The sequence below is a fragment of the Bacteroides sp. FSHCM14E1 genome, from assembly GCF_019633785.1.
GTDB classification, from domain to species: Bacteria; Bacteroidota; Bacteroidia; order Bacteroidales; family Bacteroidaceae; genus Bacteroides; species Bacteroides hominis.
Genome location: NZ_JADKYL010000017.1, coordinates 37424 through 52944, shown reverse-complemented (window position 1 = coordinate 52944; position 15521 = coordinate 37424). Strand labels below are relative to the sequence as shown.

Genomic DNA, 15521 nt, shown 5'->3' with positions numbered 1-15521 from the left:
TATGAATATAGCAGTAGTAGGTACAGGCTATGTCGGATTAGTATCCGGCACTTGCTTTGCGGAAATGGGAGTCAACGTGACTTGTGTAGACGTGAACGAAGAAAAAATAACAAGATTATTACAAGGACAAATCCCTATTTATGAGCCGGGGTTGGAGGAGATGGTACTCCGTAATCATCGGGAGGGTAGATTGAATTTCACCACAGATATTACAACATGCCTGGACAATGTGGATGTTGTTTTTAGTGCGGTAGGTACTCCCCCGGACCAAGATGGCAGTGCTGACCTGACCTATGTACTTGAAGTTGCCCGTACAGTGGGCCGGAATATGAAGAAGTACCTGATACTTGTTACCAAATCGACCGTACCCGTAGGCACCGCAAAGAAAGTCAAAGCAGCCATTCAAGAAGAGCTGGATAAGAGAGGAGTAGAAATGGAATTTGATGTGGCTTCGAATCCGGAATTCCTGAAAGAAGGTGCTGCTATCAAAGACTTTATGAGTCCCGACCGGGTAGTGGTGGGCGTAGAATCAGAAAGAGCCAAAGAGCTTATGAGTAAACTCTACAAACCATTTATGATGAACAATTATCGGATTATTTTTACTGATATTCCTTCGGCAGAAATGATAAAATACGCAGCAAACTCAATGCTGGCCACACGTATCAGTTTCATGAATGATATCGCAAACCTATGCGAGGTGGTGGGTGCGGATGTGAACATGGTGCGTAAAGGCATCGGAGCGGACAGCCGTATCGGAAGTAAATTCCTCTATCCGGGATGTGGATATGGAGGTAGTTGTTTCCCCAAGGATGTAAAAGCATTAATAAAAACGGCCGAAAAAAATGGCTACGAAATGAAAGTTTTGAAAGCTGTGGAAGAAGTAAACGAAAGTCAGAAAAGCATTCTATTTAAAAAACTTTCAGCCTATTATGGAGGAGCTTTAAAGGGAAAAACCATTGCTATCTGGGGATTGGCTTTTAAACCGGAAACAGATGACATGCGTGAAGCTACGGCTTTGGTCACAATTGACGAATTACTCAAAGCAGGATGCAAGGTACGTGTATACGATCCGATAGCAATGGATGAATGCCATCGCCGTATAGGTGAGGCAGTAGAGTATGCCGCAGATATGTATGATGCGATTCTAAACGCAGACGCATTGCTGCTAATAACAGAATGGAAACAGTTCCGTCTGCCAAGCTGGGGTGTATTGCAGAAATCAATGAACAAAACACTAATCATTGACGGACGTAATGTATATGATGCACAAGAAATGAAGAATTTAGGATTTGAGTATAGTTGTATCGGACAATGACTTTCAAAGAATGCAAATATCTGATAAAATCAGATCTAAATAGACTAACAAAAATTAAATACGGAGGGGTAAAATATCTATTCTTCAACGCTTCTTTCCGCATCACCTTTTGGTTCAGAATAGGCAGCTATTTAGCCCGCCAAAAAGGGATACTCTTTAAACTATTATATGGAATAGTGTTTTTGATACATAAACACAATCAATATTTGACAGGAATCCAATTACCTATCGGAACTCAAATAGGAGAAGGTCTGTGTTTTGCACATTTTTCATGTATTGTTATCAACAGTACTGCTCTTATAGGAAAGAACTGTACTATATATCATGGAGTTACAATCGGCGGAGTTAGAGGTCCCAAAGGAGGCGCTCCCATCATTGGAGATAATGTAGTAATATCTTCTGGAGCAAAAATCATAGGAAAGGTTAGAATCGGAAATAATGTAATGATAGGTAGTGGAGCCATCGTTGTAAAGGATATCCCCGATAATGCAGTCGTTGTAGGAAATCCGGGAAAGGTTATTTCATACAATGGAAAAGATCATATACAATACTTTGTCAACTAAAATATACTATATAAAAATGAATATCATCAATAAGATTATAAGGAAACTATTCACACAGTAATCTGAAATTAAGAAATATAGAAACCTAGGAGTCAAAATTGGAAGTAACTGTAACTTTTATAGTGTTTTTATCGATAGATGTTTTAGCCATCTTATCACCATAGGTAATAATGTAACTATAACCCACTCTACACTTATAGCCCATGACGCTAGTACAAAAAGACCATTAGGATACAGTAAAGTTGGAAAAATAACGATAGGAGATGACGTATTTATCGGCCATGGCTCTATAATTTTAGGAAATACCTCCATAGGGAATAAAGTTATTATAGGAGCAGGAAGTGTTGTATGCAAAAATATTCCAGAAAATTCAGTGGCATGTGGAAATCCCATACGCATCATCTGTACCTATGATGAATACATAAAAAAGAATAAGACTTTATTGCAAAACAGTCCAGTTTCCAATATTTTATTCTCTCAAAAATCATCTAAAGACAAAGAAGAACAGGCAGGACTTCTCCTCAACAAATGGGGATACGACTTATAATCAATAAGATACCAATAAAATGAATATTTTTACAATTCCTAAAACGATACACTATTGCTGGTTTGGCAAAAATGATCTTCCTCCCTTAGTAAAGAAATGCATAAAATCATGGCACAAGTATCTCCCCGATTATGAGTTTAAATTATGGGACGAACAATCTTTTGATATTACTTCAAATAAATGGTGTCAAGAAGCGTACAAACAGAAAAAGTATGCATTTGTAGCTGACTATGTACGCCTCAAAGTTTTATATGAGCAAGGTGGCATTTATTTAGACACAGATATTCAATTATACAAAAGTTTGAATCCCTTTTTATCGAATGAAGCTTTTATGGGATTCGAAAGAGATGAAATATTATCTATGGGAGTCATGGGATTCAAAAAGAATAATAAAATCATTAAAGAGCTTTTAGACTATTATAATCAAGAGTTTGACCTTAATATTGTGAACAAGTTAGAGTCTAACGCCAATATAACAACTCAATTTCTATCAGAAAAATATGGTCTAAGTCGAAATAACGCCAAGCAAATAATAGAAAATATAAATATTTACCCTAAGACTTTCTTCAATCCAATGGACTATTTCGGAAATTGGGATAAATCTCCGGAAACGGTATGCGTTCACCTATACATGGGTTCTTGGTTACCGGAACAGGAACAGAAGAAATTAAAACGGCGCAAAACATTTATTTTTAAGCTAACAAAATATATATGGGACCGAAGTAAAAACAATCCATTATTTAAAAGAATAAGACTATACTTGAAAAACAAAAATATTATCTAAACAAAAATTAGTTACCCTACTGATCACTAAAATTCGAATGAAAAATATCCTGATAACATTTCTTTTCAAAGAAGGATCCGGCCCAGTATTCACACTGGAAATGGCACGAGGGCTGGCATTGAACGGATGTAATATATATGTCATTTTATCTCATAAAATATCAAATAGAATAGATTGGGAAACAGAAAAACTCTTTAAAGAAGTATACTTTATTGATACAGGTACACAAAAAACAGCCATACAAGCAAGCTTTAAATTCTTTTTGAAGGAAAAATTTAAAATCAAATCGAAATATAAAAGTCTCCAATTTGATTACGCCATAAGCACTTTTTATCATCCATGGGCCAGTAGTGTTTTAAAGTGTGTAAAAGCCAAAAGAATAACAATTTGCCACGACCCAATACACCATTCTGGAGTAAAAATATTAGAAAAGATATTGACATTTCACTATATAAAATCCTCCGATGAAATCATTGTTCTAACTCGCAGTTTTATTCCATTGGTTTCCAAAAACTTTGGATTCTCAGAAAAACATATCCACTATATGCCACATGGCCGCATGAGTGAATATCGGAAAAAAGAAACGCTTCTTCCATCTGACCACAACTATATGGATAAGAAGACCATTAACTTTTTATTCTTTGGACGCATTGAAAAATACAAAGGAATACAGCTTTTAGCAAAAGCCTATAAAGAACTCGTCCAGACACACAGCCTTAATATAACCCTAACCATAGCAGGTAGTGGAAACTTGGCAGAATATAGAGAAGAATTCAGAAATATCCCAAATGTAACGATCATCAACAGGTATATACCGGATAACGAAATCGGTCAATATTTCAGCATACCCAACACGATCGTCGTACTTCCATATATTGACGCAAGCCAATCAGGAGTAATTCCGATAGCTTTGGAATATAACACCCCAATCATAGCAAGTGAAACGGGAGGACTAAAAGAACAATTAAATAATGGAGAGATAGGGATATTCTGCAAAGTGAACGATATCAACTCACTAAAAGAAAAAATGGCATGGTGCATACACAATCCGGGAGAACTTAAAGAAGAACAAAAAAAAATGGCGTCGTATTTACATGAATTAGACTGGGAAGTAATCACCCGAATAATAATCAATATTTAATCTTCAACAACTTTAACAAGTATATGAGAATAGGTTATATTCATTTAGATTATGGAGAATGGACTAACGGCACATACAATGCACAAGAAATAGGATTGGCCCAAGCATTTGAAAGTTTAGGTCACAAAGTATACATCTTTTATTGGCTAAACAAACATGATTCTAAGTGTTTCTCAGAGGTAAATCTCACCTCTAATATTAAAAAAGTATACCTACCATATCGTTTTAGGATAGCCCATCACGCCATAGTTGACCTTGATTTACTCAGGTCTTATAAATTAGACATTTTACATCTGCAAACAGACAATCTACTATATGTGCCTGAAGCAATATATTATTGCATCAAAAAAAACATAAAGTATTATTGTTATATTGGTACAATCAAGAGTAGCAACCCTAATCCTATTATAAGAAAAATATTAGATAGAATCACCCTTAGAAATATCAAAGCATTAAAAAGAAGTTGTGTCTTCGCAAAAACTCCGACTATGGCAAAAGAATTATTAGCACTTGGAGTTAAAAATACAATAATTGCTCCCGTAGGTCTGGATCAAGCAGTAATCCCCAAGGAAGAAAAAAGTAAAAACGATTTAATACGTGATTTAAAGATATCCCAAAACAAAACATACATTCTGTGTGTGTGTGCATTAAGACATGACAAACATCCATTCGATATATTTAAACTGGCAGAGTTGCTGGATGAAAAATTTTGCATTATTTATATAGGAGGAAACGGACCTTTGAGAGAGAACTTCATAAATAAGTTATCAGAGAAAGAAAGCTATAATAAAATTAAATATGTAGGGGCTATTCCCAATGCACTAATTCATTCGTACTATAGAATAGCAGACTATGTAGTAAACTTCAATCCTAATGAAATATTCGGAATGGCCATTTTGGAGGCAATGTATCATAATTGCAATGTTATAGCCATAAAAGCTCCTGGGCCGGAATGTATTATAGAAAATAAGGTTTCAGGATTCATTGTTAACTCTGTAGAAGAAATGAGTAAGATCATTATCAATAGACAGAAGGTAGAAAATGCACGGCAAAGAGTCATGACTAACTTTACTTGGAAAAAGACTGCCTCAACAATTTTAGAGCAACTATAATTCTAACTTTTCGACAGCATGATTGTATTTCAGATTATTTCATCTTTTGATCTCGGAGGTGCCGAAAGAGTAGCAATCAATATTACAAAATCCCCAAATCCAAACTTTAAATACCACTTGTTTGAAGTTGTAAAAGGACACTCCGATTTCTCTACCTCTCTTAAAAAAGAGTTTAAAGAAAATAGTATACCATATCATTGCTCTCCTTTCAAAAACAGAAAAATAGCAATCTGTTTCTTTTGGATATGGTTCATCTGGTACTATATAAAGTACTCTCCAAACATCATACACGCACACACGGAAACACCGGATCTCTCACTTTGGATATTTAGGAAAATAGCATGGCTTTGCTTTTGGATTAGCCCCAGCTACATAAGAACAATACACAATACAAAGCTATGGAATGAATGGGAAAAAATAGGGAATATAGTAGAAAAATATTATATAAAGCACCAGAGTAATATTGCAATCTCCACGTCCACCAGAGACTGCTATACTCGCTGTTACGGGGGAGAACAGCCACCAATCATTTATAATGGTATAGATGAAATACCTCAAAAGAAGTTTCAAGTAATCAAACCAACTCAGATTAATATTCTATTTGCCGGAAGATTAGAATACCAAAAGGGAGTAGACCAAATGATTGCAGTAGTCAGTGCACTCAAGGATGATTCAAGATTTTACTTTCATGTGGTAGGGAGTGGATCTATGGAACCTAAAGTAATAACAGCTTTTAAAGGACTAACCAATGTAACGGTATATCAAAAAATATTCGGACTGGCTCAGTATATCGGTTCATTTGATTACTTATTTATGCCTTCTAACCACGAAGGTCTAGCTCTTATGCCTATAGAAGCCAGCTTAGCATATACCCCCACAATCATAAATAACTGCCCTGGGCTAAAAGATACACAACCGGAAGATTGGCCATTAAGTGTAAATAATAATTCCATTCCTGACTTTATTGAACTTATCTCCAAGAAACTGGATAAACAAAATTACGAGGAACTGGCAAAAAATGCCCATAGATTTGCTATCGAACGTTTTTCTTTAAATATGATGCAAAAGAAATATGAAGAACTCTACAGAAACTGGCAAAAGAAATAAAATACTTTTCATCATGCACATGCCTCCCCCGGTCCATGGTGCATCAATGATGGGAAAATACATCCATGACAGCAAACTGATCGACCGAACATTTGACTGCCGATATATCAATCTGACATTAGCAAAAGATTTATCGGATATTGGAAAAGGAGGTTTCTCTAAATTATGGAGTTTTCTAAGGCAAATGAAACATATCACATCTGCCGTCCACAAAGAAAAGCCCCGATTATGCTACGTAACCCCCAATACCAAAGGAGGTGCTTTCTACAAAGATTTTATAGTGGTGATGTTACTCAAAGCCATGGGACAAAACGTAATAGCACATTATCATAACAAAGGAGTAGCGACACGGCAAGACAGGGTATTGGATAACTTTTTATACAACCATTTTTTTAAGAATCAAAAAGTTATATTGCTGGCAAAAGCTTTATACAAAGATATAGAGAAATATGTAGCCCCAAAAGATGTGTATATATGTCCGAATGGAATCCCAGAAAGTTATTCTCTACCGAAACCACTCTCTAAGAAACAAGAGTCTTTCAAGATACTCTTCTTATCGAACATGATGGTAGAAAAAGGAGTATGGGATTTACTGGAAGCGTGCAGAATACTTAAAGAAAAAGAAAAGGAATTTCATTGTGACTTCGTAGGCAAATGGAATGATATCAGTTTTCAAACATTTCATGAAAGAATACGGGAATATGGATTGGAAGATTATGTAACACCCCATGGTTCCAAATATGGAACCGAAAAAGAGAAGTATCTACGAGAGGCAGATTTATTTGTTTTCCCGACTTACTATAACAATGAATGTTTCCCTCTTGTCCTGCTTGAAGCAATGGAGTATAGTTTACCATGTATCAGTACCAACGAAGGAGGAATCACTGACATCATAGAAGAAAGTAAAACCGGCTATATTGTTGAGAAACAGAATCCCAAAATTTTGGCTCAACAAATAGAATATTTATTAGATCATCCGGAATTGCGAAAACAAATGGGGCAAGCCGGAAAAAATAAGTTTCAAAAAGAGTTCACATTAGAAAAATTTGAAGAGAGAATGAAAGCTATTTTAGAAGAAGCTATCTATACCAAATAATAAGACGCAGTGCACAGATATCTTTTTTCAATAAAATTTTTCTCTTTATCCGAAAAAGCATACCTTTGCAAAGAAATTCTTACCACATCATTCGAAAGCCTGTTCTTCGTGACAGGTAACAGCGTAGCGTACTTATAACCACCCATTCCTTTTTCACAAAACATGTTGAAGCTTAAAACAGTTTCACTCCTGAAGCACAGGAGCGACTTATCGGTATTGCCTGAAGGTAAATTATTGATAAACACGATTAACGCCCATTCATATAATACGGCGCTGAAAGATGCTGAATTTGCAGAAGCTTTGCTCAAAGGCGGAGCACTGATTCCGGACGGGGCAAGCATGGTGCTGGCTTTCAGGTGGCTCCGGAAAGAGAGCATAGAACGTACCGCCGGATGGGATCTTTTTGAATATGAAATGGGACGGTTGAACCGGAAAGGAGGCATCTGCTACTTTCTGGGAAGCAACGGGAATACACTTAAGCTGATTAAAGAAAAAGCTAAAACCATATATCCGAATATTCAGATCAAGGCTTACTCTCCTCCCTACAAACCGGAGTTTACACACGAAGAAAACCGAATGATGATAGATGCCGTAAATGCGGTAAAGCCAGACTTATTATGGATAGGCATGACGGCTCCCAAACAAGAGAAATGGGCATATACGCATCTGGATGAACTGGAGGTGAACGGACACATAGGAACCATTGGAGCGGTATTCGACTTCTTTGCGGGTACGGTGGAACGTGCTCCGGTCTGGTGGCAGGAGCACGGGTTGGAATGGCTGTATCGCCTGATCAAAGAGCCTAAACGGATGTGGCGCCGGTATATCATCGGAAATGCCTTGTTCCTATGGAACATCACCAAAGAAAAATTCTCCATATAACATAAATCAATGAGATTAAAAAAAGCAGTATTAACGGTCTGTGTAATGGTGATGGCATCGGGAATCAAGGCACAGTACACCATGGGGACAACGGGAATGATGAACATTCCGACCGCCGAGATGCAGCAGACGGGAACGTTTATGATCGGTGGCAACTACTTGCCCAAAGAACTGAATCCGTTTAAATATAATTCCGGAAACTATTTCGTGAACATCACTTTCTTTTCATTCTTAGAATTGAATTACCGTTGCATTTTGCTGAAAAGTGACTATATGGCTACAAAGCCCAAATTCAATCAGCAGGACAGGTCTTTATCGGTCAGGATACGTCCGCTGAAAGAAGGTAAATATTGGCCGGCAGTAGTCATTGGAAGTAACGACCCGTTCAAAGACAAGGGTACAAATTATTTCGCATCCGTATACGGAGTGCTTACAAAGAACTTTAGGATAGGCGAACATCGACTGGCAGCGACCGCAGGTTACAATCACCCATTGAGTAAAGACAAGTATATCTTACAGGACGGCATATTCGGCGGCCTCAGCTATACTCCCTCCTTTTGCAAACCACTGTCCGTCATGGCCGAGTATGACTCCGACGGATTTAACGTAGGAGCAGCAGCCAAATTATGGAAACATCTCTCACTGAATGTATTTACCCGGGAGTTTAAATGTATTTCTGCCGGAATACGATATGAATGCGTTTTAATCCATTAATCCGTATGAAGAAGAAATTGATAATTATAATCGGTCTGCTCCTCTCCTGCCCTGTCATGATTGATGCGCAAGTGGCCCGTAAACTCAGGGAGCTGGGTCTGGAGAATATCCGGACAGCCGAAGCCGGGGGAACAACCATCGCTGCTTTTGAGGACAATGTATATCGGGGAACTTATCGCGGAATAGGAAAAGCGATTGTCGCCGGAATGGAAGGCATAAGTAACGGAAATCTGGAACTGGTGGCGCTGGACGGAAACGGCATTCCCCAACTGAGTATCTGTCTGCCGGATACATTGATAACCGGTTACAAGGCCGGTAAGATAACGCTGAAAGAGGTATACGAACGGATGGGCCTGAGTTACAGCACCGACCGTCCCATGCGGTTATTGAAGGAAAGCACAGAAGTGATCAACCGCTCGGCATGGAAAGCGGACATCGTCCTGTATCCGGAAGTGTCTTTAGAAAACTCGACTTTTGAGAAATTATATTCATATACGGTGAATCTGTCTCCTGCCGTGGAAATGGCTTTATGGAAAGGAGCAGAAGCAACAGCACAGGTGGTTTTCCCCATCGCAACCAATATGAAAGGGGAATACCGGAAGATACGGCCGGGTGTGATGACACTCTCACAGGAGATAAGGTTCCGTAACAACTTTCTGGGACGCATCGTGATAGGTAACTTTACCAATCACCGGATCGGCGCACAGGCGGAAGTGAAATACCGCACCGGGAACGGACGTGTGGAACTGGGCGCACAGATAGGAACAACCGGATATTCGGCCATCACGGACGAAGGATGGTATATCGGGACAAGGCAACGCATCAACGCGGCCGTGAAAGGTTCGCTCTATGTTCCGCAATTCAATGTCCAATTGGATTTACAGGCCGGAAGGTATCTATACGGCGACTACGGGGTAAGAGGTGACTGCACACGCCACTTCGGAGAATATGCCGTGGGAGTATACGCCATGTACGTAGAAGGAGAGATCAACGGGGGCTTTCATTTTGCCATCCCGTTGCCCGGAAAGAAATGGAACCGGAACCATGCCATAAGAATCAAGCCGGCCGAATTCTTTTCAGCCGAATACAGCATGGTGTCATGGGGTGAGTATGCCGATAAGAAAATGGGATATACCTATCAGACACGTCCGGCAGAGAACCGGAGCAGCGGATACTTCCAACCGGAATATATGCGATACTTCCTGATCAGAAGTATCGAAAAAGAGAGAAATAAAAAGTAATTTTAATATTTTCTTAATGACAAAAATGATTATGAAAAAAAGTGACTTATTTAAGATAGGTGTGTTGCTGGTGGCAACTACCTTGGGAACAACTGGATGTTCTTTCGGCGAAGACGAGAAGAAGCCGGAAATAGTAGTGGACCCTGCCGAGAAAACGATAGAGTACTACATCGCAGGTAAAGTTACGGAAGGAAGCACTGCTCTGCCCGGTGTGGAAGTAAAGGCAGGCGAGGCTACAGCTACCACAGATGCGGAAGGAGCATACAAACTGACGGTAGACAGTAAGAAAGCATATACCGTTACTTTTACAAAGGAGGGATACCTGAGTATAGATAATGCACAGGCCACCATTGCAGACAATGCGGAGAACCGCAGCATGGTGAGCTTAAGCGTAAAACTAAGCAAGCAGAGTCCCGCCAAGGAAATAGATGCCGAAGCGACAGAAGAAATAATTGTAACAGACAAAGGGCACAGTGACATGACAAAGGCGGAAGCAGCCGTAATTGTCCCCCCTGGAGCGATTGAAACAACAACCAACGTAAGCATCACTCCTTATGAAGAGCCTGCAGCCGCCACAACTACCGTGACAACAGGAACGGTGGAAACTCCGGTGGCTATTGCCAATATCGAAGTGGCAACAACGGAGGCCGTGACACTTGCCAAACCGGTCACGCTGGCAGTGGTGAACAAAGCCTCGGAAAATGCCACATTTGAGGACGTGGAAGTGTACAACCAGAAAGCGGCAACAAGAGCCGGAGAAAGCTGGGACAAAGTGGCTGATGCTGCTTATGACCGGGCTACGAATAGCTATACATTTACATTACCCGCTGGAGCATCATTGTCCGGCAAGTATTCAATGCGTATCAAAAGTAGCAAGACTACCGGTTCTGAACAAATAGGCGAGACAAACAAAGAGGAGAAAAAGAGTAACGAAGGGAATATGACAGCCATCCCTGAATATAAAATCAACTTTGAGGCAACAGCCGGATGGGAATACACGGTGACTCCGGAAACAGCATTAGCCAATGCCGGTGTAAACGCTACGGATGCAAAAGGAATGGCATCTATGATCAACAGTGCCATCGAAGCGCAAGAAGGCACAACAGGCACTTATAAAGTGAGCCATGAACTGGTGGCCGGTATCAGCGGTAACCATATTCTGTATTACCTGAATCAGGCCAAATATTGCGAAAAGAAATACACGTTCAAAATCAGTGGCGGAAGAACTGTAACGATTACTCTGAAATTTTATACGGGAATGAAGATAACTTACACGAATGTGGAAGCAAGCCAGCACTCGGGAGGTAAAGTTTAAAATCTATCCTGTAAACACCATTCTTTTAATAAATAACTAAATTATGAAGCTGAATAATATAAAAACAGTATTGCTCTTGGTAGGATTGCTGATGGCATTCGGAAATATGAAAGCACAGGACAATCCGTTCAAACCGGAGTGGTTTGTGTCGGGAGGTATAAATGGACTATCGGCTTTAAACGGTTCGGCAAGCAACATGCTGGGAGGTAAAGTATCCAGTGGAGTGTGGTTAAACAAGATTATCGGTCTGCGTGTCAACGCAGAGGCCGGTAATGTGTGGCTGAAAGGCGGATACAACGCTGTAACGGCAGGTGCCGGAGCAGACATCATGGTGAGCTTGATGAAGAACTATACAAATGAAGACAGCAAGTTCCGGCTGAATGCGATTTTCGGACTGGGATACAACTACTATTCATTTGATAACGACTTTCCGAATTTATCGAAAACGAATACGATAAGCGGTAATTTCTCTCTGCAGGCTGCCTTCAAACTGAACTCGAAACTAAGTGTCTTTGCAGAACCGGGAATTAAAATCAGCACCAAGTTCTATGATATGGAAAATAAGGATGATGTGTTTGCCGCCGGCATGATGACCGTAGGCGTAATATACAAATTCTAATAACTCAGAGATTCTCCACAGAATTACACTGATTGGCAGCGGTCGTTTTTATACCGATAAAAGAAATGATCAACCGGGCAAAAATCGGTACACTCTGTGGAGAATTCAAAAACGGATTGACCAATGAAATTAAGTAAATTCTTATCGAGCAGAACAGGAAAACGTTTCTATAACCTCTGTTATTGTTGGGGAGCCTGTCTTGTAATTCTGGGAGCTGTATTTAAAATAGCTCACATGCCTTATGATAATCTGTTATTGATGATCGGATTATTTACGGAAGTATTCATTTTCTTCATCTCCGGATTTGATGAACCGGCAAGAGAGTACAAATGGGAAAGAGTGTTTCCGTTATTGAATGACAAAAACGCAAACATAAATCCGAACACGGGAGTAGCAGACACGCTGGTGACGGAAAAGTACCTGCAGCAACTGAAGAGATTGGAAAGCAACATCGGAAAACTCAATGAAACATACGAAGCACAGATTAAAGGCATGACCGAACATGCCAAGTCGTTGAACGATATGAATTCGGAAGAGTTGAAAAAAGAAATGGAAAAAATGGCAGCATACATCGAATTGCTTAACAAACAATACAGTAAGATGCTGAATGCCATGAACGTAAAAACAGGGAAATAACAGAAACACATGGCTAAATATACATTACCGCCAAGACAAAAAATGATAAACCTGCTGTATGTGGTGCTGATTGCCATGCTGGCTATCAATATATCATCGGATGTCTTGGAAGGATATGGACTGATGAATAATGATTATCTTCCACAAATAGAGCAGTTGGAAGAATATAACCGGACTTTACTGGAACGAATCAACAACAGCCGGAATGACCAGACAACCTTATCAGCACAGAGCATAGACGCAACAGCAGGGAAGCTGATGGGCACACTGGAAGGACTGAAAGAAGATATTGCCCGGAAAGCGGACAAAGAAAAATATGAAACGGGAAAACTGAAGGCTAAAGACGACCTGAATGCTGTGCCGGAAGTATTCCTGTCGGTGACCGGAGGCAAAGGCAAAATGCTCAGGCTCTCACTGGAAGCATTCAAAGCGGAGACGCTGTCACTGATTAAAAATGAATCACACCGGAAACTGGTCGGCACTTATCTGGATACGGAAGGACCGGGCACAGGCATTTCCTGGGAAAAAGAGACGTTCTCCTACCTCCCTGCCATCGGTGGAGTGACATTTATCAACAAAATACAGGAAGAGGTGCTGCTGTGTGTAAACGAAGTATATCGGTCATTGCTGTATGAAGAAGCAGAAGACGGAAAAAGCGGGACCTTTGTATTTATCAATGAAGACCAGATGATAGTAAATAGAGACGGAACGGTGGATCTTCCCGTTGTACAAATAACTCCGGCCCTAACCAATATTCTGTATACCAATTACGAAAATCCACTGAATATCCTGACTGCAGGTATTCCTTTCAACGAGGTGACATTCAGCATGACGAATGGAAAAATAATAAAAAGAGGGAATAATTGCCTGGCCATTCCGGATGAAAAAGCACGGACGGCAACAGTAACCGCCACCCAGACAAGGAACGGGGAAACCAAACGGCTGGCAGAATATCAATATACCGTGAAAGCGTTACCCGATCCGACACCTTACGTGCTATATAAGGATGAAAGTGGAAAAACGGTTCAATACCGGGGAAATGTGCCTATCAACAAAAAATCAGTATCCAACATGACACAAATAGGTGCTTCAATCAGTGACGGACCGAAAGCCGAATACAAGGTGGTCAGTTTTGAAATGGTATTGATCAAGGGAAACGGCAAGGCGGTGACTTCAATACCTAACAACGGGAACAGGTTCTCGACCGGACAAATGGAACTGATCAGGCAGCTGGATAAAGGAGATAAATTCTACATTACTTCGATCGTAGTAGCAGGTCCGGGAAACAAAAAGAAACAGATTGCATCAATAAATGTTGTATTAATATAATAAGATCATGACAAATAGATTGGGGTTAAAACCAAACAAATGGATACTCCTGGCGACATTACTGCTAATGATTTACAATTCACACGCACAGGAGCAACAAACTGGAAAAGAGCAGTTTGAGAAAGGCAACTGGTTTGTATCCGGTGGTCTGGGCGGAGAATGGCTGACCAAGACACCGGGCAATATGTATGTTGGAGGTAAAATCTCCGGAGGTGTACATCTGACTCCCCTGTCGGGATTCAGAGCGACTGCCGAAATCGGAAAAAACCGGATGGAAAACAATGGAGAAGCCACCCAACTCAGCGCGAATCTGGATTATATGTTAACCCTGATAGGGAACAATGGATTCAACAGATTTAATCTGTCGGTCATTCTGGGTGCCGGTTTTAACTACTATGATTTGGGAAACGATAACCCGAAATATACAAGAGTAAACACTCTTTCGGGCAACTTCTCGATACAGGCTTCGTACAATGTAAACCGAAAATTCAGCATATTCATAGAACCGGGACTGAAGGTTTTGCCTAAATATTACAGCAAAGAGTTGAACAACAAACTTTATACACAAAGTAACTTAACGGTTGGAGTGGCATATACCTTCAAAGATAAATACAGGAAGAATAGCAAAGAGGGTGATAGAACTCTTTATACGCCGGTTGCAGACCTGATGGAAATAAAAGAAAAAGTAGGGATACTTTGTGAAGAAATAATACAAATGAAACAGGAATTAAAGGAACGCCGGAAGATAATGGATGGCCAGAACTTAATGATCGTTCCACAAAAAGATGCGCTCTCCATCGACATCATGTTCGATGAATTCAGTTCATTCGTCAGTGAAGAACAGGGACAGAAGATAGACGGTATAGGTGAATGGATGAAGGATAATGACGCAAGCATTCGGATCATTGCCTTCAGCGATAATCTTACGGATAAGAAAGCGGACCGGGAATTGCGCAGCCGTCGTTCGGAAGCCATCCGGAAGATATTGATAGAGAAACATCACATTGCGCCTGAACGGATCACCGAATCGACTCCGGAAGCAATGGGATATGAAAACAAAACGGGATGCAATGCCATGATTGTATATATCCCCGAAAATAAACAATAATCAACCTATACA

At 40.1% G+C, this 15521-nt stretch carries 16 protein-coding genes; all 16 read left to right on the top strand.

Going from position 1 to position 15521, the window contains the following annotated elements:
* Position 1 precedes the first annotated feature (1 nt).
* The 16 genes from ISX59_RS19425 (at position 2) to ISX59_RS19350 (ending at position 15509) form a co-directional block, all read left to right on the top strand.
* Positions 2-1315, top strand: a complete 1314-nt coding sequence (locus tag ISX59_RS19425) for a UDP-glucose/GDP-mannose dehydrogenase family protein (RefSeq protein WP_022012581.1) — start codon at positions 2-4, stop codon at positions 1313-1315.
* The gene (locus ISX59_RS19420) at positions 1312-1878 is read left to right on the top strand and encodes a serine O-acetyltransferase (protein ID WP_022012582.1); all 567 of its coding nucleotides are present in this window, start codon (positions 1312-1314) and stop codon (positions 1876-1878) included. The genes ISX59_RS19425 and ISX59_RS19420 overlap by 4 nt, the downstream gene beginning before the upstream one ends.
* 67 nt (positions 1879-1945) lie before the next feature.
* Positions 1946-2425: an acyltransferase gene (locus tag ISX59_RS21475; RefSeq protein WP_337467142.1), complete on the top strand. Its 480-nt coding sequence runs from the start codon at positions 1946-1948 to the stop codon at positions 2423-2425.
* A gap of 19 nt (positions 2426-2444) precedes the next feature.
* Positions 2445-3209: a glycosyltransferase family 32 protein gene (locus tag ISX59_RS19410; RefSeq protein ID WP_022012583.1), complete on the top strand. Its 765-nt coding sequence runs from the start codon at positions 2445-2447 to the stop codon at positions 3207-3209.
* A 37-nt stretch (positions 3210-3246) separates the two neighbouring features.
* Positions 3247-4350 (top strand): glycosyltransferase family 4 protein, encoded by a 1104-nt coding sequence (locus ISX59_RS19405; protein WP_220576193.1) that lies wholly within the window; start codon positions 3247-3249, stop codon positions 4348-4350.
* Between the two features lie 23 nt (positions 4351-4373).
* Positions 4374-5462 carry a glycosyltransferase family 4 protein gene (locus tag ISX59_RS19400; protein ID WP_022012585.1) on the top strand — a complete coding sequence of 363 codons (1089 nt, stop codon included), beginning with the start codon at positions 4374-4376 and terminating at the stop codon, positions 5460-5462.
* 18 nt (positions 5463-5480) lie between these two features.
* Positions 5481-6569, top strand: a complete 1089-nt coding sequence (locus ISX59_RS19395) for a glycosyltransferase family 4 protein (protein ID WP_220576192.1) — start codon at positions 5481-5483, stop codon at positions 6567-6569.
* Between the two features lie 13 nt (positions 6570-6582).
* A complete protein-coding gene (locus ISX59_RS19390) occupies positions 6583-7665 on the top strand; it encodes a glycosyltransferase family 4 protein (protein WP_217737704.1) in 1083 nt (360 codons plus the stop codon).
* A 162-nt stretch (positions 7666-7827) separates the two neighbouring features.
* Complete coding sequence (locus tag ISX59_RS19385) at positions 7828-8547, top strand: WecB/TagA/CpsF family glycosyltransferase (protein ID WP_220576191.1); 720 nt, start codon at positions 7828-7830, stop codon at positions 8545-8547.
* A gap of 9 nt (positions 8548-8556) precedes the next feature.
* Positions 8557-9261: a YjbH domain-containing protein gene (locus ISX59_RS19380; RefSeq protein WP_220576190.1), complete on the top strand. Its 705-nt coding sequence runs from the start codon at positions 8557-8559 to the stop codon at positions 9259-9261.
* Between the two features lie 5 nt (positions 9262-9266).
* Positions 9267-10502 carry a YjbH domain-containing protein gene (locus tag ISX59_RS19375; RefSeq protein WP_220576189.1) on the top strand — a complete coding sequence of 412 codons (1236 nt, stop codon included), beginning with the start codon at positions 9267-9269 and terminating at the stop codon, positions 10500-10502.
* A gap of 31 nt (positions 10503-10533) precedes the next feature.
* Positions 10534-11817: a carboxypeptidase-like regulatory domain-containing protein gene (locus tag ISX59_RS19370; protein ID WP_220576188.1), complete on the top strand. Its 1284-nt coding sequence runs from the start codon at positions 10534-10536 to the stop codon at positions 11815-11817.
* Between the two features lie 43 nt (positions 11818-11860).
* Complete coding sequence (locus tag ISX59_RS19365; protein ID WP_220576187.1) at positions 11861-12436, top strand: hypothetical protein; 576 nt, start codon at positions 11861-11863, stop codon at positions 12434-12436.
* Between the two features lie 123 nt (positions 12437-12559).
* The gene (gene gldL / locus ISX59_RS19360) at positions 12560-13072 is read left to right on the top strand and encodes a gliding motility protein GldL (RefSeq protein WP_220576186.1); all 513 of its coding nucleotides are present in this window, start codon (positions 12560-12562) and stop codon (positions 13070-13072) included.
* 9 nt (positions 13073-13081) lie between these two features.
* A complete protein-coding gene (locus tag ISX59_RS19355; RefSeq protein ID WP_220576185.1) occupies positions 13082-14401 on the top strand; it encodes a GldM family protein in 1320 nt (439 codons plus the stop codon).
* A gap of 7 nt (positions 14402-14408) precedes the next feature.
* Entirely contained in the window at positions 14409-15509 is a 1101-nt protein-coding gene (locus ISX59_RS19350; protein WP_220576184.1) for an OmpA family protein, read from the top strand.
* The last annotated feature ends 12 nt before the right edge of the window (positions 15510-15521 follow it).

Bases quoted from the DNA above. Each gene is read 5' to 3' on its own strand.
- ISX59_RS19400 (WP_022012585.1), top strand. From the start codon at position 4,374: ATGAGAATAGGTTATATTCATTTAGATTATGGAGAATGGACTAACGGC.
- ISX59_RS19395 (WP_220576192.1), top strand. From the start codon at position 5,481: ATGATTGTATTTCAGATTATTTCATCTTTTGATCTCGGAGGTGCCGAA.
- ISX59_RS19355 (WP_220576185.1), top strand. From the start codon at position 13,082: ATGGCTAAATATACATTACCGCCAAGACAAAAAATGATAAACCTGCTG.
- ISX59_RS19370 (WP_220576188.1), top strand. From the start codon at position 10,534: ATGAAAAAAAGTGACTTATTTAAGATAGGTGTGTTGCTGGTGGCAACT.
- ISX59_RS19405 (WP_220576193.1), top strand. From the start codon at position 3,247: ATGAAAAATATCCTGATAACATTTCTTTTCAAAGAAGGATCCGGCCCA.
- ISX59_RS19375 (WP_220576189.1), top strand. From the start codon at position 9,267: ATGAAGAAGAAATTGATAATTATAATCGGTCTGCTCCTCTCCTGCCCT.
- ISX59_RS19380 (WP_220576190.1), top strand. From the start codon at position 8,557: ATGAGATTAAAAAAAGCAGTATTAACGGTCTGTGTAATGGTGATGGCA.
- gldL (WP_220576186.1), top strand. From the start codon at position 12,560: ATGAAATTAAGTAAATTCTTATCGAGCAGAACAGGAAAACGTTTCTAT.
- ISX59_RS19425 (WP_022012581.1), top strand. From the start codon at position 2: ATGAATATAGCAGTAGTAGGTACAGGCTATGTCGGATTAGTATCCGGC.
- ISX59_RS19420 (WP_022012582.1), top strand. From the start codon at position 1,312: ATGACTTTCAAAGAATGCAAATATCTGATAAAATCAGATCTAAATAGA.
- ISX59_RS19350 (WP_220576184.1), top strand. From the start codon at position 14,409: ATGACAAATAGATTGGGGTTAAAACCAAACAAATGGATACTCCTGGCG.
- ISX59_RS19365 (WP_220576187.1), top strand. From the start codon at position 11,861: ATGAAGCTGAATAATATAAAAACAGTATTGCTCTTGGTAGGATTGCTG.
- ISX59_RS19390 (WP_217737704.1), top strand. From the start codon at position 6,583: ATGCACATGCCTCCCCCGGTCCATGGTGCATCAATGATGGGAAAATAC.
- ISX59_RS19385 (WP_220576191.1), top strand. From the start codon at position 7,828: ATGTTGAAGCTTAAAACAGTTTCACTCCTGAAGCACAGGAGCGACTTA.
- ISX59_RS19410 (WP_022012583.1), top strand. From the start codon at position 2,445: ATGAATATTTTTACAATTCCTAAAACGATACACTATTGCTGGTTTGGC.